Origin of the sequence: Nitrosopumilus sp., assembly GCF_025698945.1 — an archaeon.
Lineage (GTDB): Archaea > Thermoproteota > Nitrososphaeria > Nitrososphaerales > Nitrosopumilaceae > Nitrosopumilus.
This window is the reverse complement of sequence record NZ_JAILWM010000001.1, coordinates 40,723-61,974: the sequence shown is the minus strand read 5'-3', so window position 1 is coordinate 61,974 and position 21,252 is coordinate 40,723. Positions and strand designations below refer to the sequence as shown.

The following is a 21,252-nucleotide window of genomic DNA, read 5'->3' as shown; positions in this document are numbered from 1 at the left end:
AAAATTAGACTTTGAGAATACCTTCTTTAATTAGATATTGTAGTCCATTGATGTAGTCTTCATCTGTAATCAATCCTTCTGACCACCATTTTGCATTGTCTCTAATCCATTTTGGAATTCCCAAATCACCTGCAGGCATTGCAGATGTTTTGTAATCCCAAAGTTTTTCGCCACCATAAGTCACTTTGGACAATCCTTGCTTACCTACTTCTACTACTTTATCAGCCAATGGAACATAAAGCAAACTTGAGGAGTATTTCTGACCATCAGTTATCATCCAGTGAATTAAATGAATAATTGCCTTTGCTTGCGCCTTGTTTTTAGTGACTTGTTTTAGATCATCATACACAAGCAAATATGTGAAACTTGCAATTGGGTATGAATCCTTACCTGGTGCATTAACTAGGGATACATTTACCCAGCTCTTCTCAGATGCAGGTAAACTATCTGCCACTCCACTAGATGCAGCTGAAATGCTGTCTAATGTGGGCTCGATAAATGCAGTTTTGTCAGCATTTTGAATACTAGCATAACTCATTCCAGTTTGAAATGCATATGCAAGCTCAACGTAACCAATTGAGTATGGTGTTGATTTTACAATTCCTGCAACGCCTTCATTTCCAGCAGCTGCAAGACCACTTGGCCACGGTACAGATTTTCCTTTACCTATTTTCTCATCCCAAGTCGGACTAACAGTTGTTAGGTATTCAGTGAATATGAAGGTGGTTCCAGATCCGTCTGATCTATGTGCAGAAACAATTTCTTTATCAGGTAGATTTAGTCCAGGATTTGCTGCAGTGATTGCAAGATCATTCCATCTTGTAATTTCTCCCAAGAATATTTTTGAAACAACTTCAGCAGTTAGTTTGAGACCTTTATTTGGAACTTCAGGGATATTATATACTAACACTACACCTCCAATTGCTTCTGGAATATGCAGAGTTCCAGGAGCCAATTCTCTTTCAGACTCCTTCATAGGGGCATCTGATGCTGCAAAATTTACAGTTTTTTCAATGTGTTGTTTTATTCCACCACCACTTCCAATAGATTGGTAGTTTAGATTTACGTTGTTGTACACATTCTTGTATTCAACTCTCCACAAATCAATTAGAGGAAATGGAAATGTTGCACCAGCTCCTGTTAGATTAAATTCTAAATTTGGATCAGGTGCATCAGGCATTGAATCAGCATTTGCACTCAATGGTGACATGATTGCAACCAATGTTGCGATCATCAGTATTGATGTTATCTTTGCTCTCATTGCAATAACCTGTTTTAGAATTTATTTACAAATAACAATCATAGATTACGGAAAAACAAGTTCACTCTATTGACTATATAGATAAATTACTCTTCACAGTTCAATACAAGATCATCTGCAGTGTCATCTGAATAACATCGATCGCTGTTTGCTCCCCCATCAATTATATCGATTCCAGAGTTTGCAAAAATAATATCATTTCCGGATTGTCCTTTGAGCACATCACTGCCATAATTCCCTCGAATTGTGTCATCCCCTTCATCTCCAGAAATTACATCATCACCATAACCACCAAAAATACAATCATTTCCATAGCCACCTGAGATTAGATCATTTCCTTTCAAGCCAAAGATCAAATCATCACCATCTGTTCCCATGATTATATCATCACCATCTGTTCCCATTATGATGTTGTAGTGAGAACGATCATTTCCACATGCATTGACAGTTACGGTTTGCACAGCGGTAGCAGAATAGCCAACATAATCAAATGCTACCCAGATTACATTACTAACCCCGGGAGAGAAGCCATCAGGGGCATTGTTGATAATTGCCTTTATTCCACTATCATCAGTTGCAGTTGCCTCACCCAAATTTACAGTAGTCAGATAATCTTCTGCCTCAACTGTTAATGATACTGGAGCAGTGATTTCAGGTTTAGTTTTGTCATAAGAATAGTCTTCAATTATTTGAGGTGTCGGAACATATTCAAAGAGAGGTTTTTTGTAAAATTCTGTTTCAAAAGATTTTATTTTATGGTTAGCAGAATCAACAACAAACAATTCTCCATTAATTCCAATAGTCAAATCAGTAATAACATCAAATGAATCTGGATATGGTCCCTTTTGATCAAAGACATCAAGATACAAACTAGAGTTCTGAGGTAAATGTAAAATTCTATTTGTTGCAGAGTTTACAATGAACATCTCACCACTAGGATCGACTGCAATTGCTTCAGGGGAAAAGACATAGTTATTTGCATAAAATGAAAATGATTTCAAGTATTCCCCAGATGAAGAGAATTTTTCTATCTTACTGTTTCCTTTATCTGTAATGTAGATATTTCCCTCACCATCAAGATCAATTCCAACAATATTTAGAAATTGTCCAGCACCTAATCCACTAGAACCAAATGATGATAGAAATTCACCATCAGTAGTAAATGATTGAATTCTTTGATTACCAGTATCGACAACATATACTATATCATTAAAAATTGCAATTCCATTTGGATACATGAATTGTCCACCATACACTCCTTTCTTTCCCCATTCAGACACAAACTCACCATCATGTGTAAATTTTTGAATTCTATTAAGATCACGATCTACGACAAATACTGAATCATTTGACACTGCTATGCCTGTTGGATAGAAAAATTCACCAGGCAATTTTCCACCTTGTCCCCATTCAGCAAGGAATTCTCCATTACTAGATAATTTTTGAATTCGCTTATTTCCAAGATCACTGACAAACACACTTCCATCATCACCTACTGCAATAAATTGGGGATGAGAGAAATGTCCAGGTTTTGAAATTCCAAAAGAACCAAATTCGGATAAAAGATCATAGTCACCTAATGCAAAAGATGCCTGAGTGAAAGTACCTGCAAACAAGGTTACAGATAAAATCATCACACCTAGAGAGAGTTTCAACATTTAGTCATTACAAAATTTGAGAAACATTGCCAGAGTTAGCAATTTTTGCAATTTTTGTCAATTTTATCTCAAAAGGGCTTGTTTACTTCACGGGTAAAGACATAGCTAGCAAGTCCAACCATTACAAGCACAAACACAGAGATGATCCCAAGACTAAGAAAAACAGATATGCCTCCTTCAGAGACACCAGTCATCATCTCTCGAACTAGTAAAACAGTATATGTTACAGGGTTGAGTTTTGCAATTACTGCAAGCCAGTCAGGCAATAGCTCCAATGGGAACAGTGCAGGACTAAGCATGAACAATGGCATTCCAAGAAAATTAATCACACCCCAAAAAGTTTCTTGAGATTTTGCAGTTGCGGCAACCATAACAGAGATTCCAGAGAATCCAAGTGAGAATAAAATCACAATTGCCATAATTGGTGCAATCATTATTGGGTTTGGAAAATTAACACCTATTGCCAATGCAATTCCCAAAATCAAGCTAGCTTGCAAAGCTGCAATTAATGAAATAGCAGACATCTTTCCTAATGCAATTGAAGAGCGAGAGATAGGAGAGGTCAATGCCTTATTCATAAATCCATATCTTCTATCCCAGAGAGTATTCACCCCACCAAAAATACTAGTAAAGATTGCAGTAAGAATAATGACGCCGGGTGCCATAAACTCGATGTATTCACCATCAAATCCAACCGACTGAATGAGTGGTTGTGTTCCAGAAAAAGTATTTCCAATAACTATTATCCAAATTGCGGGCTGAATTAATCTAATTAAAACTCCACTTCTAGATTTCTTGTATCTTTTTAGTTCTCGCCAAAAAATCGTATAGGTATCATACATCAGTGTATTCATGCACGTAACCTCTTCATCTTTGCATGCTCACGTTTTCTATTAAATCCAGAATCATCATCTCGGATTTCATGTCCAGTATAGGATACAAACACATCATCTAGTGTTGGTTGTGTAAGAGAGATAGATGTTATCTTAATATTTTGATCAGATGAAATTTGAAAAACATTAGGAATCACTTCTGTTCCATTTGATGCAAACAATGTAAGCTTGAAGTCATCTTTGTTTATTTTTTTAACAAATTCAATTTTTTCTAGTTCTGCAATAAAAGAATCAATATTTTCATCCTTGTCTAAAATTATGGTAATTACCTCATTGCCCATAGCATTTTTCATATTTTCAGGGGAATCAATTATCTGAATTTTACCACCATCAATGATTCCAATTCTATCGCAGAGTTGGTCAGCTTCTTCCATATAATGAGTAGACAAAAAGATAGTCATCTCAAATTCGGTATGAATTTTTTTGATATATTCCCAAATTTTTCTTCGAGTTTGAATATCCAATCCAACTGTAGGCTCATCTAAAAACAAAACTTTAGGTCTATGCAAAAGTCCCCCTGCAATATCTAACCTCTTTCTCATCCCACCAGAATACGTTACTACTGCCATGTCTTGTTTATCAGATAACTCAATTAATTTCAAAACTTCATCAATTCTTTTGTTAATCTCTTGTTTTGGAATGTGATTTAGTTTTGCTTGGAGTAAGAGATTTTCTCTTCCTGTTAGATATTCATCAACAGTTGATTCTTGTTGAACATAACCAATATTTTCTCTAACTTTTTTTGGATTTGTCATTACATCAAAACCACAGATCACCGCATTGCCAGATGTGGGTTTTAGTAGAGTAGTTAGAATCATCATCGTGGTGCTTTTACCAGCTCCGTTAGGGCCTAAAAACCCAAAAATTTCTCCATTTTCAACAGTGAAGGAAATATCATTTACAGCGGTAACATCACCAAAGGATTTTGTAAGTGATCTAGTTTCTATTGAGTGCAATACATAGATCGCACTTGCCAATTATAAATTGCTAAGTATTCAATTAGATCCTCATAAAAAATTTAAAGTAGAATTTGTGAATTTATTGCATGAGAGGATTATGTCAAAAATGTCACTCATCAAATGTGGAGATTACTGTTCAAAATGGTATTCCAGTTTGCACAGCATGCTCTAAAGTGAGTAATTAAAAAAGAAAGTTAAGAGAGTTCATTCAAGTTTCTTGAATTCTTCTTTTGTCATTCTTAAAATGACCTTTTCGCCTATTCCCCAAATTTCTGATTTGGACAATATTTTTGAATGCATCAAACCATCACTGATTTCAATCGATTCCAATTCATTGGTATCAGGATTTCTGTGTAATCGTTTTACTTTACCAACTTTATGACGGTCAATATCGGTAACTGGAATTCCAGTTCTTACAGGAGGTCTACTTAGAAGTAATGTTTCATCAGAGAATTTGTCAATATAGTCTTCTGATAGAAAGTAGTCCTTGTTGAATCCCTGATGAATTGTCACGCCAGACACGGTCAGGGTTTCAGAGTTTATGTGAATATGTTTGACTTTACCATACTCGATTCCCTCTCTATCAATTACTGTTTTTCCAGTAAAAGAGTCTGCTGTAGATATGTTTTCAGGCATTCCTTCTAGTTTTACTGACATATACTCAATTGATCAGATTTGCTTATCATACCAAATATCAGAAATTTCTATCAATGGGGTTAAATTACTTGACAGGAAAAAATTACGCATGGAAATCAAAGAGGAACTTTTCAGACCAATCCTTACTACCAGGGGAAGAAAGACGGGAAAGGAGCATTCTGTGATGTTACGGGCAGTAAACCATAATGGAAAAATATATTTTTCAAGACATAAGCCAGATGGGGATTGGTTCAAAAACGCAATTGTAAATCCCCAAGTCAAAATAACATACAATGATAAAGTTTTTTCAGGAACTGCAAAAGAAATTACAGATGAGGAACTAGGTAAAAAAATTTCATATTTAAAATATCCTGGAGAAGAAAGAGCAAAAGAAAAAAGAGTTACAATTGAAGTGACTTTGAATGAAGACTAGTTTTTTAATTTAGATTTTTTGAATAGTTTTACTGCATAAAAAATAGTGATTCCAGCCAAAATGATAGTAATCACTACAAATGGCAATAACAAATCAGAGCCAAACATTGCACCACCATCAGATTCTGCAAGGCCATGAACAATTTCTAAATTCTGATTTCCGTCTTGAGACTCAATTGCAGTTCTCAATTCCATCTGAGATTCGGATTCAGTTGACATCTTAGGAGAAGCTGCAATGGATTCTGTTGTTCCTGCATCAAGGGATTTAGACATTGTAGAATCTGCAGATTCATCAGCGCTGGGGATTCCTCTAGGTAGATCATCTACAACAATTTGCTTGTCTTGATTTACAAGTGATAGGGAGAATAATCCTGAGAGTCCGGTGGCAATACCAAGGCCTGCAACTCTGTAAATATGTCTAAATGATCTTACAAGTAATTTACTCTCCTTTGTCTTCTCTGAGAATTTAGGAGGAACAATAACAATACTGAATTTTGTTGCAGAATAAATTTTCATATCTTGAGATTTTGAATTTTTTTCTACCTTTACAATTTTTACAATTCCCAAGTCCTGAAGTTTTTGCAAATGGTACTTTACCAACTGTAATGAGATGTCAGTCTTTTGAGAAATTTGATTTGCCGATAATTCTTCATTGAAGAGTAATTGAAGGATTTCACGGCTAGAATCGTTTGTTAGAAGTTCGCCAAAAGACTTTATTTTTTCATCATCAGTAGCAAGAATTTTGATTTTTTCAGTTAGTTCATCATCAGGATTTTCACTAGACATTTGAGTTGTCTAGTAAGTGGAGGTATATGTAAATGATTGGTAAAATTTGAGTTTCACTAAACCTTTTATCTACAACTAGCAAACAGTAGTAATCGCTAAATTCCAGATCAGCAAAAAGAGTCTAGAAAAGTGAGGAGAAAAAAATGAATTCAAAAATAATGATTCCAATTGCAGTAGTCGTTTCGGTAATAGTTACTGCCGGAGTAATGTTTGCAATCGGTTTTGATCAACAAGTGCAAGTTACAGAAACTCCAAAACCAGAAATCATCTATGTCGATAAAACAATATCGGAATTTTTTGATGGAAATAATGAAATTAAAAAAATATCTTCTGAGAAAGAACTAAAGAGTGTTCTTGATGCTGCTGCATTATTTGGAGGTCAATACTTTGATCAAATAAGTTTCAGACCTACCATGATGATGGATGGCGACATGGTAATGACTAGAAATGAAGTTGCTGAATCAGCAGGAGCACCATCACCGCTCCCATCTGGTGCTGTAGAAAAAGCAGTAGAAGGAACAGAGTATTCAACAACAAATGTTCAAGTTGAAAATGTAGATGAGCCGGATTATCTAAAAAATGATGCAAAATATGTTTACATTGTATCAAGAAACACATTATCAATTATTGATGCATATCCTGCAGAATCAGCAAGATTAATTCTTAAAATTGCTCTAGATATTGAATCACAGCACATTGAAAACATGTTCCTAAATGGTGATAGACTAGTAATTTTCTATAACGGACAAAGTGATGAGGAAATTATTCCGCAATTTGACTTTGTGCCACAACGCTCCTACAGTCCAGTCACACATGCCCTAATTGTAGATGTGTCAGACAAAGAAAATCCAACCATTCTCAAAGACTATTCAATTGATGGATACTTTACTGATGCCCGAATGATAGGGGATTATGCATACTTTGTTACTAACAGCAATATCAATTACCAGTATCCTAGACTTCCAATAATTATGGAGGATTCTATTCGTATAATGACTCCAGATGCATTTTACTTTGATAATATAGAGCAGTTTTCAAATTTCAACACATTGACAGCAATTGATATTTTTGGAGATACTATTAGTTCTGAGACATTCCTAATGGGATACTCAGGTTCAGTTTATGTCTCCGAAGATAATTTTTACTTGACATACCAGCAGAACATGCCATTTGGATTTTATGAAAAATCTTCACAGGACAGATTCTTTGATGTCATAGTTCCACTACTTCCAAAAAACATCCAGAATAAAATCACAGATATTCAAAAAGATGATTCTTTGAATTTATCACAGCAATGGATAAAGATTTCAGAAGTAATGCAAGAGTCATACAATACAATGGATAAAGCAGAAAAAGAGAAGTTGTTTGAGAAAATACGTGAAGCACTGATTGAATATGACACTAAGATTCAAGAAGAAAACTCGAAAACCATTATTCACAAGATTGCAATTAACAAAGACAAACTAGAATATGTTGCAAAAGGTTCTGTTCCAGGAAGATTACTAAACCAATTCTCAATGGATCAAGAAGGAGACAGATTTAGAGTTGCTACAACAACGGAATACTATACACAGTACCAAGGAATGGTCAGAGCAAATTCAGTCTATGTCTTAGATGAGGAATTAAATGTAGTGGGAGCCTTGGAAGATGTTGCCCCAGATGAGAGTATATTCTCAGCTAGATTCATTGGAGACAGACTTTACTTGGTAACATTCCAGCAAATAGATCCATTCTTTGTAATTGATTTATCAACTGACAAGCCAAAGATTCTAGGAGAACTTAAAATTCCAGGATTTTCAAACTACCTACACCCATATGATGATGAGTACATCATTGGAGTAGGAAGAGACACAAAAGAGATTGGCGAAGGCAGAGTTCAACAGTTAGGCATCAAGATTGCCTTGTTTAATGTAAAAGATGTCAAAAACCCCAAGGTTGCCGATGAGGTAGTCATTGGTGATAGTTCCACACAGTCTGAAGCACTATACAACCACAAAGCATTCTTCTTTGATGCAAAAACAGGAACCCTATCAATCCCTATTAGTTCTGATGCAAAGAGTTTGAAGAATGTTTCAGGTTCAAAGATGATTGCACCAGAGTACAATCGCTGGAATGGATTCTATGTATATGATTTGAATAGTTCAGAGGGATTTAGTCTCAAAGGAACAATCACACACTCTGCAGAAGATAACAGATACTATGGAATGAGTAATGCAAGAACATTCTATATTGATGATGTGTTGTATACTGCATCTACTGATTACCTAAAGATGAATCAAATGGATAATTTGAAAGGAATCAATTCAATAAAACTAGAGAATACTGGAAAGTTTATTGGTTATTTAGAAGAAGAGATTGTTAGATAGTCACACAATGTGAACTATAGTAGAGATTCCTCTTCTATCAAACTCTACATCATTTTCAATTTCACATAGTGTAACTGTAAATGATATAACATCTCGGGGTTTTGCTTTTTCAGCATGAAGTTTTAAATTAATATCAAGCATTTCAAATTCTTGCGTTGGAAGATCTTTCTCATCCAAGTATGCATCACATGTAGACTCTATTCGAAATCGATCATCCTTAAAATGAAATCCAAGTTTCATTTTTCTTCCTTCTCGTCCATGCCCTTTTACATTGACATCAATAATACAGGATTTGCCTTCAGTGTAACCAGACTTGTGATTTACAAACACACCAATCTCAAGAGGTTTTCCTGCAGTAGATTCTGCCATCTTTTGAATCCCGTCATTCATTACAACATCAACTGCCTTGATTGTTTGTGCAACTTTGGCAATCCATTCATTTGTCCTAGTAATGGTGGCATGAATACCAGCTCGTCTTCTTTTATCCTCATCTTCAGGCAATTTGTAATAATCCACCCAGGCCTCATAATCGTGAGAAATATCTTCGATAAAATCAATGCAAGTTCTCTTATATTCATCTACGTTGTTTGTTCTCTCAGAGGCATCATCCGTTCTCAAGCCGTCATAGTCCATTGGCATTGCCATAACTAGAATTTCCTAGAGTTCTAAAAAAACCAACCTTTGGAAAAATTAATGATTATAATAGGAATTTACTCATGAAAAATCATGTTATTTTCTGAAATTGTTGGAGATTTGCAAAAAGAGTTAAAAAAAGAACTGGCACAGATCGTGTTTCTTCTTAAAAAAAATCCAGCCCTTGGATATAGCAGAATTGTTGAGATTGGAAAAGAGGTTGGAAAAAAATACAACATCAAATTAATTGTTAATTTTCCAAAAGAAGGAAGAATTGAAGAGTATGATATGTATGGAAAAAGAGATCTTAGTTTAATTGTAGATTATGAAAAAACAAGATTTCCCATAGATAGAGAAATCATCAAACAAAAAGCAGTAGAGATGTTAGGCGATGTTAAAACAGAAGATGCCTACATGTATGAGAATAAAGAAGGAGTCAGAGTATTTACAGATAATTGGAAGATAGACATATTGCCACACTCAATTCACATCTGGACTGAATTTACTGAAAATGTAACTGCATTTTGTGATTGGTTATTAGAGAATGCTTATCAAATGAAAAAATAGATCAAATGCTTTCTAATTTATCTAGCAAATCTTGAGCTTCAGAATTTTTTGGATCAAGTACTAGAATTTTCTTGCAGCAATTAATTGCTTCATCTTTTTGCTCCAAAGCCAAGTGGGCATTAGTTTTGAGAGTTAAGGTCTCAACATCATTTGGATTTAATGTAAATGCTTTTTCAAAATAAGGTAGTGCCTTTTTTGCATCTTCAACTATAAAGAAAACACTTCCCATGATAAACATAAAATCAGCATCATCAGAGAATTCTTTCTCTAAGCTTTTTCCAAACTTTACTGCTTCATCATATTCACCGTCTTTGAGTAGTTTCTTCAATTTTCGTTTAGGATATCTAAAGAGACTTACCAAAATACCACCATAATGAATAGTACGAGATTAGTAATTTGAATGTAGAACTTTGAAGTTTAATTAATACCAGGATTCAGGTTCAGAACCACTAGATTTTTTCTTTTCAGAAGATTGTTCTATCTTCATGATTCCTTCTTTGATTAAGAATTGAAGTCCTTGAACGAACTCATTATCAGAGACAATACCATCTGCCCACCATCCTGCTGTATTCTTAATCCATGCAGGGATTTGATTAGTTGAAGATGAACCTTGAGAGGTAGGAGGAATCTTCACAATTCCCTCTTTAATCAAGAATTGAATTCCTTGAACAAAGGAGTTATCATCAATGGAGCCATCTGCCCACCATCCTGCATTATTTTTAATCCATGTAGGGATATTTTGAGATGTACTAGTCTTATCACCATATATCAAAACAGGGATTTGTAGATAATCGGTTGCAGTAGAAGGAACTATTCCTTCAGGTGCTAGTCCATAAACCCAGATAACATAATTAGCAGTTCCAGGTTTTTCTTTTACAACCATATCAAGAATGTATTGACCAGATGGAGAATAAAGAAACTGTCTACCTTCATCCTGTGCAATCGATCTTAGCGGAGTCAGATTGTTATCAACTACAAGGAAATCAAATTGAACTTGGTTCAAAAATTCTGTATCATCGTAAATACTGATAAATTTGATTAACCATTGCATCCCACAACCTTCAACAGGATCTTCAGGTCCATAAAATACATGAATTTGATACTTGAAGTTTTTAGTGGGTTTCTTTATGCTAACATCTTTTTCAAAGTTTGTTTCACAGCCAGCCTTAATGTCAGTTTGAGTAGAAATTATTCCAGCAAATGGACTAGACTGTATATTTTTTTGGTATTTTAATAGTTCAAACTCATATTCTGTTGGAGGGATTCCTTCAGAAACATGGGTGTATGTTTTTGCTTTTATTGGAAAAGGAAAATCATCTACAATCCAAACTTTACTTGTAGCACCACCGGTCTTCCACCCTACTTGGACAGTATCATAAGTTCCAGCTGGAACTGTGATTGTCTCTAGTCCTCTTGGAGCTACTTGTTGGCCACCAATGTTTCCAATTTTACCCCATGATTGAGCTGAGAATTCTTTTGGTCCTTTGCCACCTGAGCTTCCATCAGCTGTTGCAAAAGCAGACAGCCAAGCAACGGATGATTTGAATGCACCTCGGTAAATTCCAAGTTCAGAACTACCCCCAGTTGGTTCTGGAGCAATTTTTCCTAATTCCATTTCACCTTTAATTATTTTATTTCCATCATAAACTACAACTTCAGCTAACCACTTTGATTCAGAGCCAACTTGTTTGTCACCTTTAATCCACATATCCAATTCAAACTTGGCACATTCTTTGTAATCTACATGACACATAGAATATTCAAAATAATCTCCTTGTTGAAGACCTTCACCAGCATACCATGTTCCTTCTTTGTTAACTCCACCGCCTTCATACTGTGCATAACTTGAAGGGATGATCAAAGATCCAAAGAATAATGCTGCAATAACTGGAATTAAGAATAAACTTACTTTCAAATCTATTAAAAATGAGCAAAACGGATAGTTAAACGTTATTCATAAATTCAAAAAACAAGATAATTACAAGTAGTTTTCAATTCAAATAAGCAAATATAGAGGAAAATTCTCAGTTATTCCAGAAATGTGCGAATGCTCAAAAGTTCACCTCTTTGAAGTTGAATTCAAACTAGATGGAATGACAGTAGTTCCAACCCACAAAAATTGCGGATTCGCACTAGATGAAAAACAATCAGACAAGTTCCAAAAAGAATTAGTAAAATCATGGGGCTTTGAACAAGAAGAAGATTAATCATAAAAAGAAAAAATAAGATTGAAAGTAACTATCGAGTTATAATTGTCCGACAGCTTCTTTACAAACGTCGGTTGAGCATTTGCAATCTGCACTGCATATACAATGACCTTGCATAGCACAATCACATGAGTAATCTGGATCGCCGCTTTCTGCTTCGCATCCACATGCTTGATCTACCATGTTAAACCTTGCATATTACTTGTTTTAAAAGGTTAGTACAGAATCCAAGAACGCTAAATTTTTGAAATTATCTCAAGTATCTCATTCGATGATTTTTGAACAAGATTTGCCTGTTGCAATAACAGATTAGAATCAGCCTCCACATCAAAGGCTATCTTTAGAATATAGATAAGATCAGGCTCTCTATTCAGAGTATCTTTTACTTTAACAAAATTTTCCTTGTTAATGTAACCCAAATAAAAATAGCAATCAGATAGCATAGAATTTTTAATAAAATAATCATGCTTTGACTGAATAATTTGAGAATGACCATTTTTTTCAACCAAATCAGAGAATCCAATGGTGGATTTTAGCATGCGCTTAAGCAAAGATGGAGTTGCCCTTTCTATTCCAACTGTCTGTGTAACAACAGAGAGGTGTTCATTGATATTATTTTTAGTTAATTTTCTAAGAGATTCCAGCATGTGCGAGGGTCTTGATTGTAAATGATTAATTGCAGAGATTGCATCAGCTAAATAGTATGATGCACACTTTTGCCAACAAGGTGCAAATGCATTAGAGGATTCAATTGCTTCTCTAGTTTTCTGACAACAAAATTGGGATTCGATCAGGCAATTCTTTGCAAAATCTGCAAAAAGTGAAGAACGTTTTTCATTGATTTTTGATAACAACATTCTCAATTCCCAAGATTCATCTTGAATTATCTGGAGTTTATCAAATTTTAGAAGGTTCTTGGATTTGTTTTCAGATAATGATACATGGTGAATAACCAAATATTTTCCATCATATTGAATTATTTTTTCAGGTTCATCTTTTCCATCAAATACACAAACATCAAATGGACATACATCAAAACTAATATCAGAATTTTTACAGCCTCCAATACCAACAGGAAAATCACAGAATCCTTGTTCTGCAATTAATTTTTTGAAATCCATGTATTTGGATAGAATGAATTTTCTTTAAAGGAACCAACTCACAAATTTTTACAAATTCATTCAAAGTCAAAACATTTCCTTTAAATTAAGATTTAATTTGGTTTTCAACAAGCTCCTATAGTGTAGTCCGGTTAAGCATACTGCCCTCTCAAGGCAGTGACTCGGGTTCAAATCCCGATGGGAGCACCAGGATTTTAACCAATTAGATTATAGATAAATCAACCAAGTTCCTAATCGAGACTGGATCTTTATGAAAATTCGAATGTTTCAAGCATCACATGGAATACGACATAATATCCCACATAAAATATCACCAAACATATTCCAATCCATAGACAATTTTTTGCTTTGTCAGGATCATCTTTTCTTAAAATAAAATACGCAACCACTGCACCAATAATACTAAAGATTAGAGGTAAGACATACCAAAATACACTTCTTTCTTTATTGTTCATAATTTCATTCAGAGGAATGATCATTTGATAGTATAATGCACACAAAGATCCCATTTCCTGAAATTGCTTGTGCACTGTGTCTTAGTCCTTTTGGAATAAATATTGTAGATGGAGAAGATACCTTGTAGATTTCATCATCTAGCTGAATCTCATATGTCAATTCAGAATCCCCAGATAATATTAGATTGATTTCATCGCAGTCATGTTTGTGGGGCTTGCTGTATTTTGGTAGATCTTTTGAAGCATCAACAAAGTGAACTGCAATGTGGGTATCAGATTGAGGAATTAGAGATTTTTCTAACATCAAGAATCGTTTAATTGGTGCTTTACCATGAAATGGAACTTCTTCTAGTGGTTCAATCACTCCTTTTTTGATAAAATCTTGATATTTGTTCATAAATCATAAAGCCATTTGATCAATTATATCAGTTATCTATACATCATATATTCTACAAAGACCAAATAAGATTATTGCAAGTTGATAGGACTTCAGAATGGTTTGTACCAAAATTTGGTTCCAGAAGATTTCGAATTAGTGTTGGAATTTTGTTTTTACCTTACACAAGCATTGTTACTTGTTTTGCGGCATTAGGCTCAATCTCCGAACCATTTCAGCTAGAAAGAATTGCAGCTATTTGTTTGATTTACGTTTTAGCGTTAGGAGTTGGCGCTCATTTACTTGATGCAGTTGGAGGCAAGACAAAACCATGGGGAGACTTGCCTAAAAGAAAGATTTGGACTATTGCACTAAGTGCATTAGGTGTTGCATTTACAGTTGGTATCTATTTTGCATTTTTAGATTCTCCATGGCTTTTTCCAATAGGAATCATTGAAGGATTCTTTCTTTTTGCATACAATCTAGAGTTGTTTGGAGGAAGATTTCACAATAATACATCTACAATATTTTCGTGGGGGGTTCTTCCCGTTTTTGCAGGCTCAGTTATCCAGTCAAATTCTATCTCAATTGAAACGATAGTCATTGCTGCAATAACAGCAATGGTAACATACTTTCTTATTACAACATCTAGACAATACAAATTGCTCAAACGAAATGATGGGGATATTCAAGCAATAAAAAGAAAGGAAATAATTCTGAAATTAATAACAGTTGGAGTTGTTTTGAGCACAATTAGTTTCTTTATAGTTAAAGTTGTGATTTAATTACAATTAGTTTTAGTTGCAACTAAAATCGCAGAAGTATGCCAAGTTAGATTCTGCAATACAACATCAAAATTGTTTTTCTCAAATTCTTTTTTGTAAGAATCAAACCAGTTGCTTGTTTTAATTAATTTTGGAAGATTAAAAAATGCCTCTTTCCAAGATGGTATAAATATTCCAATAAAATTCAACAATATAAAGTAAAGATTCCATATTTTTTGTATAAGATAATTTTTTGGGTATGTAAAATCATGCAATATTATCTGTCCTGCTGGATTTAGGTGATTCATACAGTTTTTGACAAGAATTTCTGGGTCGCAGTATTTTGGTATATATGATGAACAAATACAATCAAATTTTTTATCAAGTGCAAGTTTTTCTGCATCTTGATGTACAAAAGACACATTTGAAAACGATGTAGAGTTTTTTTCTGCAATTTCCAAATAGTTTTTTGTTATATCAACTGCAACTATCTTACTTCGAGGAAAACAGGTTGCCAGTCTTCTTGTTAATATTCCTGTTCCACACGCTAAGTCCAGTATGGAATCTGCATTTTGAATTTTTTTTATTATCTCATTTTTCCAAAGGTTGTCTTTGCCAAATGTTGACCAATATGCTACCTTGTCATAAGTTTGAGATGTATTATCAAAAAAGATAGGTACGAATTCCTTAGGAGATAAAGACATAATTTTCAAATTCATATTAAATCATTTAAAGAATTAGAGATTTGAACCAACCATGAAAATTTTTGTTAGAGCTTTTTCCATCATTTAGTAACAAGATTGAATTTTGACTTTGACAAATTCACAAAAAAATGATTTTACATATAATCAAAAGTGGGGAGTGCTTAACCAATTTAACAAATCCCTATGGCAGTACCTCGTATTTGGGGGCACATACACAAATTGCTTATTTGAGCCTTTTTCAAACCCATATCATTTTTAATACCAATTTCCTCTGGTGATTGATGCCTATTTTTCTAGACATGCACAAATTGGGAGATTACACTAAAGAGCAATTAATTATTGGATTAGAAGATGAAGCAGATGAATTTGGGGTCACAGTACATCAAATGATGTTTAATGAAAAGGAAGATATCTTGCATTGTATTTGTTCTGCTCCCAACATAGAGTCTATAGAAAAACATCATATAAAATTTAACACAAAATGCGATAAAATATTTCCAATTGACGAAATAAAGACAGATAAAATTACCAAAGAGGAGAAATTAAAAGTGGTTGGGGAACTTTCTTCTCGATTTGCGCACGACATTAGAAATCCTTTAACCATTATACAAACATCCGTGGATGTTTTAAAATCAAAATATCCCGATATAGCAAAAAAAGAAACTATCAAATTCGATATGATAAAATCTGCAATAAATAGAATTGAACATCAAATAGATGATGTGTTGGGATTTGTGGCTTCAAAGAAACTAAATTTTAATTTAAACAACATATCTGAAATTTTGGATTCCTCTCTTACAGGAATATCTATTCCTGAAAAAATATCTGTAAATAAATCCCAAAATAACGTTTCTCTTTATTGTGATTTTGAATCAATACGGATTCTTTTTGTAAATATTATTCTTAACGCAATACAAGCAATGAACAATTTTGGAAAAATAGACATCAAAATAACTCGAGACATGGAGAATGTCCTAATCTCTTTTGAAAATTCTGGACCTAGTATACCTGAGAAAATAATCTCAAAAATATTTGATCCTTTGTTTACTACTAAACAAACAGGTACTGGTTTAGGTCTAGTTAGTTGTAAACAAATTGTAGAGGCACATGGTGGTAAAATAGAAGTAACAAACAACCCTACAACATTTACTGTAATTTTACCTCAAAAACACATACCCTGATGCATTATTGCAGTCAGAATTAAAACCGTAAATAGTTAATGACAGAAGAAAAATTTTTCGATTAAGACCTTTTACTTTTGTACTAGGTAGAAGGTTTAAAGAGAGATAGTTGGTCATACCTCAACATTTCAAATAATCAAAATTGTTTCTTTAAATAAGAAAATCCAGAACAGTCATTGTTGGGATTAAGAGAGATTGAGCTCAAGGAAGAATATCGTTCTGACAGAGATGATATTGTTACAGAATTTTTCTTTCCTTGTTTGAGTAACTGCATTGAATATGATAGGTGTGTGGATTTTTTATCGATTCAGACACTAGCCACTATTGCAATGGCTTTTGACAATTTTGCTGTAGGCAAGGCAAAAATAAGAATGATCACAGGGCATAGATTCAGAACAGAAGATTTGAATCTATTTACAAAACTATTTTCAGAAAAATACACAAAGTCATTTGAAGGGACATTTATCAAAAATACAAAAATACAAAAACTTCAAGACATTGTAAATAATGGTCAAATAGAACTAAAGATTGCAATTCCCAATTCCGAGCAAGTTGCAAATTCATTCTCAGAAAGAATAGGAATTTTTAGAGATGAGTATGATCAAGCAGTAGCTTTTACTGGAACGTCAAGGGAATCATTTTCCACACAAACAAGGGACTTTGAATCAGTAGATGTATTTACATCTTGGAATGATAGTTCACGCGTAGAAAGAAAGATGAAAGATTTCGAAGAATTATGGCAAAACAAGACAAAGTATGTTGAAGTCTATGATTTTATGTTTGCAGAAGAGAACAATCTTTTAAAATATTCATCAGAATGGATAATGCAAGATTAAAGCTGAAAGGACTCTTCGAATTGAGCTTTGTTTTCAGGGAAGTTCATTCGGTTAATCTTATAATAGATTACCTCACCACGTCTTTCAATAACTGCAATAATAGGTTCTTTACCCATTTGAGTTATCTCTTCAATCTTTTTTTGAAGCAACCCTATCTTTTCTTGTTGGCCCTCATTTAGTCCAAAGATTAGAAATTTAGCTCCTTTTTCACCAAAGTGCCCCCTTTCATAGACACGAAAATCAGAACCAAATCCAAATCCATCTTTTACAACATATCCACGATTACGTAAATCACGATAAATCAGAAATTTTGTTAGAATGTCAAAATCGGTTTTCTGACAAATACTCATAAAAGAATCAAAATCAATTTCTTTTTTGCCTTTCTTTAGATTAAGTCTATTTGCATAAAGTAAGTAAAGAGACTCGAATTGTTTCAAGTACATTTTCTCTTTTTCAATTTCACCATACCCTTTTTGTTCTAATTCATGAATCATGTTCTTATCAGATATGCAAACTTGATCTGAAATCAATTCACCAACAACCAAAGGAGTGTCTTCCATATTGATGAGAAAATCAAAGGATTTCCATATAAGCATTGGAGAATACGAAGGAATCTTGTCTAACCGTTAAAATATGGGCATTTTGGTTTGAGGTTATCATGCATGGTGCCAATTACAGAACTGCAACAGGTCAAGTGTTTACAAGAAAAGAGTACATCAAGGGTAAACCCCAAATTAAAATTGCAAAATTTCAAGGTGGAAAAAGAGGAACTTACCAATATTGTGTTCAGTTACTTCTAAATGAAAAGATCCAAATTAGACACATGGCAATTGAATCAGCCAGATTGGCAGCAAACAAAACACTAGAACAAACAACAGGTGAATCAGGCTATTATTCAAGACTAAGAATTTACCCACATAACCTACTAAGAGAAAACAAACAGATTGCAACTGCAGGTGCAGATAGAGTTTCAGAAGGAATGAGAAGATCATGGGGCAAAGCTGTCAGTTTGGGTGCAAGAGTAAAACAAGGACAATGCATTATGGAATTATATGTAAATGGTGATGCACACCTAGAGGCTGCAAAAAAAGCACTAAAGAGTTCATGTGTGAAATTACCAGGGACTCCAACAATCAAAGTCATTGATTGGAATAAAGAATCACCATAAATTTTCTAAATCAGGTTTCTTATTTTTAATAAAAATTAAAAATTCTTCAAACTCTTCTTTTGTTGGTTCTCGATTTAGAATTCTTTTGGTTTGATAGTAAAACGAGTTGTATAATCGCCCAACAATTATTCCCATGGCAAATGATTTGGAATCATCAATATCAGATAGAAATTTGATCAGTTGTACAATCTCATCTTTATTTGAAATGGTATCATGAATTTTTTGTTCAATTTTTTTAAAAAGAATTTCATCCATATCATATCTTCTTTGAATTAGTTAAAAACAGTTTAATATCCAAATTCAGCCTGTAGGATTGTTGCAGTTATAGTACAGTTTGGTTAATATTCGAGCTTGCCAAGTTCGTGACCCGGGTTCAAATCCCGGTAACTGCACCATTTATCATTAATTTTTAGGAATCAAAGCCTTTTGAATTATTTCCAAGGCATCAATTGCTTTTTCTGGACGAGGTAATTGAATCATAAAGACATTGTCTTTGCCATATTGAGATTTTGGAGAAGACAATGCAAGCATGGAAGTATTTGCAAGTGTTTTAAAAAATTCAAGATCTTTATTTGCATTAACTAGATACTTTTCAACGATATTTCCAGTTGAAAATGTCAAAACAATCTCAACAAAAACATTTCCCAACCCATTCTGTAAAATGTTCAAATCAGTATTAATTGCAAGTGATTGACCAGCAACTTTTGATAGCATTTGATCATACTTGTTTTCTTCAATAACAATACATGGAATTTCTTTTCCGTCAAAATCAAAAGTAGTAATGCCATCATGAACTTGCTCAAGCAATCTCTTTAATTCATCAGACATTTTTTTTATCTTCCACTAGTGGTACTATTTTATCTCCAGCCTTTATCAAAAATGGAGAGATAAATGCAGTAATAATTGAAATAATTCCTATTAATGGGAACAAGAATGAACTAACAGCACCAATATCCACACCAGCTTTTACAATTACAATTGAGAATTCGCCTCTGGGTGCAGCTAATGCAAATGCAGAGCGAACAGATTTTACTCTTTTCTGCCTAAATATTATATTTCCAATCATGTTTCCTCCAAATTTCATTCCAGTTGCAACAGCTATCAAAATTATGGCTATTACAATATAATCTCCAATGTGGGATACATCCATCAAGGCACCAACTGAGATGAAAAAAATTGCTACAAACATGTCTTTAATGGGACTAGAGAGAAGTTTTGCAACTTCAGCTGATTTTGATTCAGCAACTAATACCCCAGCTAAAAATGCACCAATTGCAACAGACAATCCAACAATGTTAGCGAATAGAGCATATCCAAAACATACACCTAGAACGCTTAAAAGTAAAATTTCTCTATGCTCAGCAGCAGCTACTCTATCAATAAGGGGGGGAATAATACGGGTACCAATAGTAAATGTTCCAACAATTAGACCTGTTGCTACCAATACAACAACAACAATGGATTCAACAGATACTGTTCCAACTAGAGCAATAGATTGTAATGACGATATCAAAATTACAGCAATTACGTCTTCAACAATTAAGATGCCTAAAACAAGAATGGAAGATTCTTTTCTAATTCTTCCCATCTCTTCTAAAATTTTAACAATTATTGCAGTACTTGAAATAGATAATGCTGCTGCAATAAATAATGAATCCATAAAATTTAATCCAAGGGCAACTGCGGTATAAAAAATAACTGCCAATGAGGAAAACAATCCAATTGTTCCAACACCTATTGCAACTCTACCAATATTTCGAATTTTTGCATAAGGAAATTCAATTCCTATTACAAAAAGAAGCAGTATCACACCAATCTCTGAAAAAAGATTCAATGCAGAGATATCAGATAAAATTCCAACTCCTTCCAACACATCACTAGAAGGGCCGCCTTCGGGTAAGATCCATGACCATAGGGGGGACAAAGGTCCAATCAGCATTCCTGCAAAAAGATAGCCAATAATCAAGGGTTGTTTTATTTTAAAAAATGCAAGAGTCACTACTGCACCAATAATCATGATAAATGCTAAATCAGTTACAAAGCTAGTGTGAGGAAGCTCAGGAGTGATTTGCTCAATTAAACTAGTTACAGTATTGTTAAGAGAATTATGAATATTGCCTGAATCTATTTGAAGAGGAATGTTTTGCATGTTATCGTTTAACAAATTTCTTTAAAAATGATTATTAAAAAATAAAATCTAAAATCGAAATTTTAAAGAACACAGGCTCAATATTTTCAATAATCTTTAA

25 protein-coding genes and 2 tRNA genes are annotated in these 21,252 nt (G+C 33.8%); 10 read left to right on the top strand and 17 right to left on the bottom strand.

Going from position 1 to position 21,252, the window contains the following annotated elements; genetic code table 11:
- Nucleotides 1-4: 4 nt before the first annotated feature.
- The 5 genes from pstS to K5790_RS00395 form a co-directional block, all read right to left on the bottom strand.
- Nucleotides 5-1,261 carry a phosphate ABC transporter substrate-binding protein PstS gene (gene pstS, locus K5790_RS00415; protein WP_297591748.1) on the bottom strand — a complete coding sequence of 419 codons (1,257 nt, stop codon included), beginning with the start codon at nt 1,259-1,261 and terminating at the stop codon, nt 5-7.
- A gap of 86 nt (nt 1,262-1,347) precedes the next feature.
- Entirely contained in the window at nt 1,348-2,895 is a 1,548-nt protein-coding gene (locus K5790_RS00410; RefSeq protein ID WP_297591747.1) for a 6-bladed beta-propeller, read from the bottom strand.
- 92 nt (nt 2,896-2,987) lie between these two features.
- Nucleotides 2,988-3,773: an ABC transporter permease gene (locus K5790_RS00405; RefSeq protein ID WP_297591746.1), complete on the bottom strand. Its 786-nt coding sequence runs from the start codon at nt 3,771-3,773 to the stop codon at nt 2,988-2,990.
- Nucleotides 3,770-4,768, bottom strand: a complete 999-nt coding sequence (locus K5790_RS00400; protein ID WP_297591745.1) for an ATP-binding cassette domain-containing protein — start codon at nt 4,766-4,768, stop codon at nt 3,770-3,772. Before K5790_RS00400 ends, K5790_RS00405 begins: the two co-directional genes overlap by 4 nt.
- Before the next feature lie 207 nt (nt 4,769-4,975).
- The gene (locus K5790_RS00395; RefSeq protein WP_297591744.1) at nt 4,976-5,428 is read right to left on the bottom strand and encodes a PRC-barrel domain-containing protein; all 453 of its coding nucleotides are present in this window, start codon (nt 5,426-5,428) and stop codon (nt 4,976-4,978) included.
- A gap of 88 nt (nt 5,429-5,516) precedes the next feature.
- On the opposite strand from K5790_RS00395, the gene K5790_RS00390 reads away from it, so the two are divergent.
- Nucleotides 5,517-5,840, top strand: coding sequence for a nitroreductase/quinone reductase family protein (locus K5790_RS00390; RefSeq protein ID WP_297591743.1), 324 nt, complete (start codon nt 5,517-5,519; stop codon nt 5,838-5,840).
- On the opposite strand, the gene K5790_RS00385 is transcribed toward K5790_RS00390, so the two are convergent.
- Complete coding sequence (locus tag K5790_RS00385; protein WP_297591742.1) at nt 5,837-6,625, bottom strand: winged helix-turn-helix domain-containing protein; 789 nt, start codon at nt 6,623-6,625, stop codon at nt 5,837-5,839. The genes K5790_RS00390 and K5790_RS00385 overlap by 4 nt on opposite strands.
- Nucleotides 6,626-6,768: 143 nt before the next feature.
- Here K5790_RS00385 and K5790_RS00380 point away from each other — a divergent pair, with 143 nt between their 5' ends.
- A complete protein-coding gene (locus K5790_RS00380) occupies nt 6,769-8,991 on the top strand; it encodes a beta-propeller domain-containing protein (protein ID WP_297591741.1) in 2,223 nt (740 codons plus the stop codon).
- On the opposite strand, the gene K5790_RS00375 is transcribed toward K5790_RS00380, so the two are convergent.
- Nucleotides 8,992-9,636 (bottom strand): hypothetical protein, encoded by a 645-nt coding sequence (locus K5790_RS00375; RefSeq protein WP_297591740.1) that lies wholly within the window; start codon nt 9,634-9,636, stop codon nt 8,992-8,994. It abuts the gene before it with no gap.
- Between the two features lie 81 nt (nt 9,637-9,717).
- On the opposite strand from K5790_RS00375, the gene K5790_RS00370 reads away from it, so the two are divergent.
- Nucleotides 9,718-10,191: a hypothetical protein gene (locus K5790_RS00370; RefSeq protein ID WP_297591739.1), complete on the top strand. Its 474-nt coding sequence runs from the start codon at nt 9,718-9,720 to the stop codon at nt 10,189-10,191.
- Between the two features lies 1 nt (nt 10,192).
- Here the strand turns inward: K5790_RS00370 and K5790_RS00365 are convergent, their stop codons facing one another.
- Nucleotides 10,193-10,552 (bottom strand): tetratricopeptide repeat protein, encoded by a 360-nt coding sequence (locus K5790_RS00365; protein WP_297591738.1) that lies wholly within the window; start codon nt 10,550-10,552, stop codon nt 10,193-10,195.
- Between the two features lie 60 nt (nt 10,553-10,612).
- Nucleotides 10,613-12,106: a peptidase gene (locus K5790_RS00360; protein WP_297591737.1), complete on the bottom strand. Its 1,494-nt coding sequence runs from the start codon at nt 12,104-12,106 to the stop codon at nt 10,613-10,615.
- A 124-nt stretch (nt 12,107-12,230) separates the two neighbouring features.
- On the opposite strand from K5790_RS00360, the gene K5790_RS00355 reads away from it, so the two are divergent.
- Entirely contained in the window at nt 12,231-12,398 is a 168-nt protein-coding gene (locus K5790_RS00355) for a hypothetical protein (protein WP_297591736.1), read from the top strand.
- Between the two features lie 236 nt (nt 12,399-12,634).
- On the opposite strand, the gene K5790_RS00350 is transcribed toward K5790_RS00355, so the two are convergent.
- Nucleotides 12,635-13,519, bottom strand: coding sequence for a hypothetical protein (locus tag K5790_RS00350; protein WP_297591735.1), 885 nt, complete (start codon nt 13,517-13,519; stop codon nt 12,635-12,637).
- A gap of 111 nt (nt 13,520-13,630) precedes the next feature.
- On the opposite strand from K5790_RS00350, the gene K5790_RS00345 reads away from it, so the two are divergent.
- A tRNA-Glu gene (locus tag K5790_RS00345) sits at nt 13,631-13,708 on the top strand.
- A gap of 59 nt (nt 13,709-13,767) precedes the next feature.
- Here K5790_RS00345 and K5790_RS00340 read toward each other — a convergent pair.
- Nucleotides 13,768-13,974, bottom strand: a complete 207-nt coding sequence (locus K5790_RS00340; RefSeq protein WP_297591734.1) for a hypothetical protein — start codon at nt 13,972-13,974, stop codon at nt 13,768-13,770.
- Between the two features lie 4 nt (nt 13,975-13,978).
- A complete protein-coding gene (locus K5790_RS00335) occupies nt 13,979-14,371 on the bottom strand; it encodes a 2-isopropylmalate synthase (RefSeq protein WP_297591733.1) in 393 nt (130 codons plus the stop codon).
- 74 nt (nt 14,372-14,445) lie between these two features.
- On the opposite strand from K5790_RS00335, the gene K5790_RS00330 reads away from it, so the two are divergent.
- Nucleotides 14,446-15,135 (top strand): hypothetical protein, encoded by a 690-nt coding sequence (locus K5790_RS00330; RefSeq protein WP_297591732.1) that lies wholly within the window; start codon nt 14,446-14,448, stop codon nt 15,133-15,135.
- Here the strand turns inward: K5790_RS00330 and K5790_RS00325 are convergent.
- Complete coding sequence (locus K5790_RS00325; protein WP_297591731.1) at nt 15,132-15,818, bottom strand: class I SAM-dependent methyltransferase; 687 nt, start codon at nt 15,816-15,818, stop codon at nt 15,132-15,134. The two genes, K5790_RS00330 and K5790_RS00325, sit on opposite strands and share 4 nt — an antisense overlap.
- Nucleotides 15,819-16,099: 281 nt before the next feature.
- Between K5790_RS00325 and K5790_RS00320 the strand changes: the two genes are divergently transcribed.
- Both K5790_RS00320 and K5790_RS00315 read left to right on the top strand, forming a co-directional pair.
- Nucleotides 16,100-16,999: an ATP-binding protein gene (locus K5790_RS00320; RefSeq protein ID WP_297591730.1), complete on the top strand. Its 900-nt coding sequence runs from the start codon at nt 16,100-16,102 to the stop codon at nt 16,997-16,999.
- A gap of 179 nt (nt 17,000-17,178) precedes the next feature.
- On the top strand, nt 17,179-17,835 hold the full coding sequence (locus tag K5790_RS00315) for a DNA repair helicase (RefSeq protein WP_297591729.1): 657 nt from the start codon (nt 17,179-17,181) through the stop codon (nt 17,833-17,835).
- Here the strand turns inward: K5790_RS00315 and endA are convergent.
- Nucleotides 17,832-18,395 carry a tRNA-intron lyase gene (gene endA / locus K5790_RS00310; RefSeq protein ID WP_297591728.1) on the bottom strand — a complete coding sequence of 188 codons (564 nt, stop codon included), beginning with the start codon at nt 18,393-18,395 and terminating at the stop codon, nt 17,832-17,834. The genes K5790_RS00315 and endA overlap by 4 nt on opposite strands.
- 98 nt (nt 18,396-18,493) lie before the next feature.
- Here endA and K5790_RS00305 point away from each other — a divergent pair, with 98 nt between their 5' ends.
- Complete coding sequence (locus K5790_RS00305; protein WP_297591727.1) at nt 18,494-19,003, top strand: 50S ribosomal protein L16; 510 nt, start codon at nt 18,494-18,496, stop codon at nt 19,001-19,003.
- Here K5790_RS00305 and K5790_RS00300 read toward each other — a convergent pair.
- Nucleotides 18,995-19,258, bottom strand: a complete 264-nt coding sequence (locus tag K5790_RS00300) for a hypothetical protein (RefSeq protein WP_297591726.1) — start codon at nt 19,256-19,258, stop codon at nt 18,995-18,997. The genes K5790_RS00305 and K5790_RS00300 overlap by 9 nt on opposite strands.
- A gap of 63 nt (nt 19,259-19,321) precedes the next feature.
- Here K5790_RS00300 and K5790_RS00295 point away from each other — a divergent pair.
- Nucleotides 19,322-19,398 (top strand) — tRNA-Gly (locus K5790_RS00295).
- 7 nt (nt 19,399-19,405) lie between these two features.
- On the opposite strand, the gene K5790_RS00290 is transcribed toward K5790_RS00295, so the two are convergent.
- Nucleotides 19,406-19,831, bottom strand: coding sequence for a hypothetical protein (locus tag K5790_RS00290; protein WP_297591725.1), 426 nt, complete (start codon nt 19,829-19,831; stop codon nt 19,406-19,408).
- Nucleotides 19,824-21,152, bottom strand: a complete 1,329-nt coding sequence (locus tag K5790_RS00285; protein ID WP_297591724.1) for a cation:proton antiporter — start codon at nt 21,150-21,152, stop codon at nt 19,824-19,826. The genes K5790_RS00290 and K5790_RS00285 overlap by 8 nt, the downstream gene beginning before the upstream one ends.
- Between the last annotated feature and the right edge of the window lie 100 nt (nt 21,153-21,252).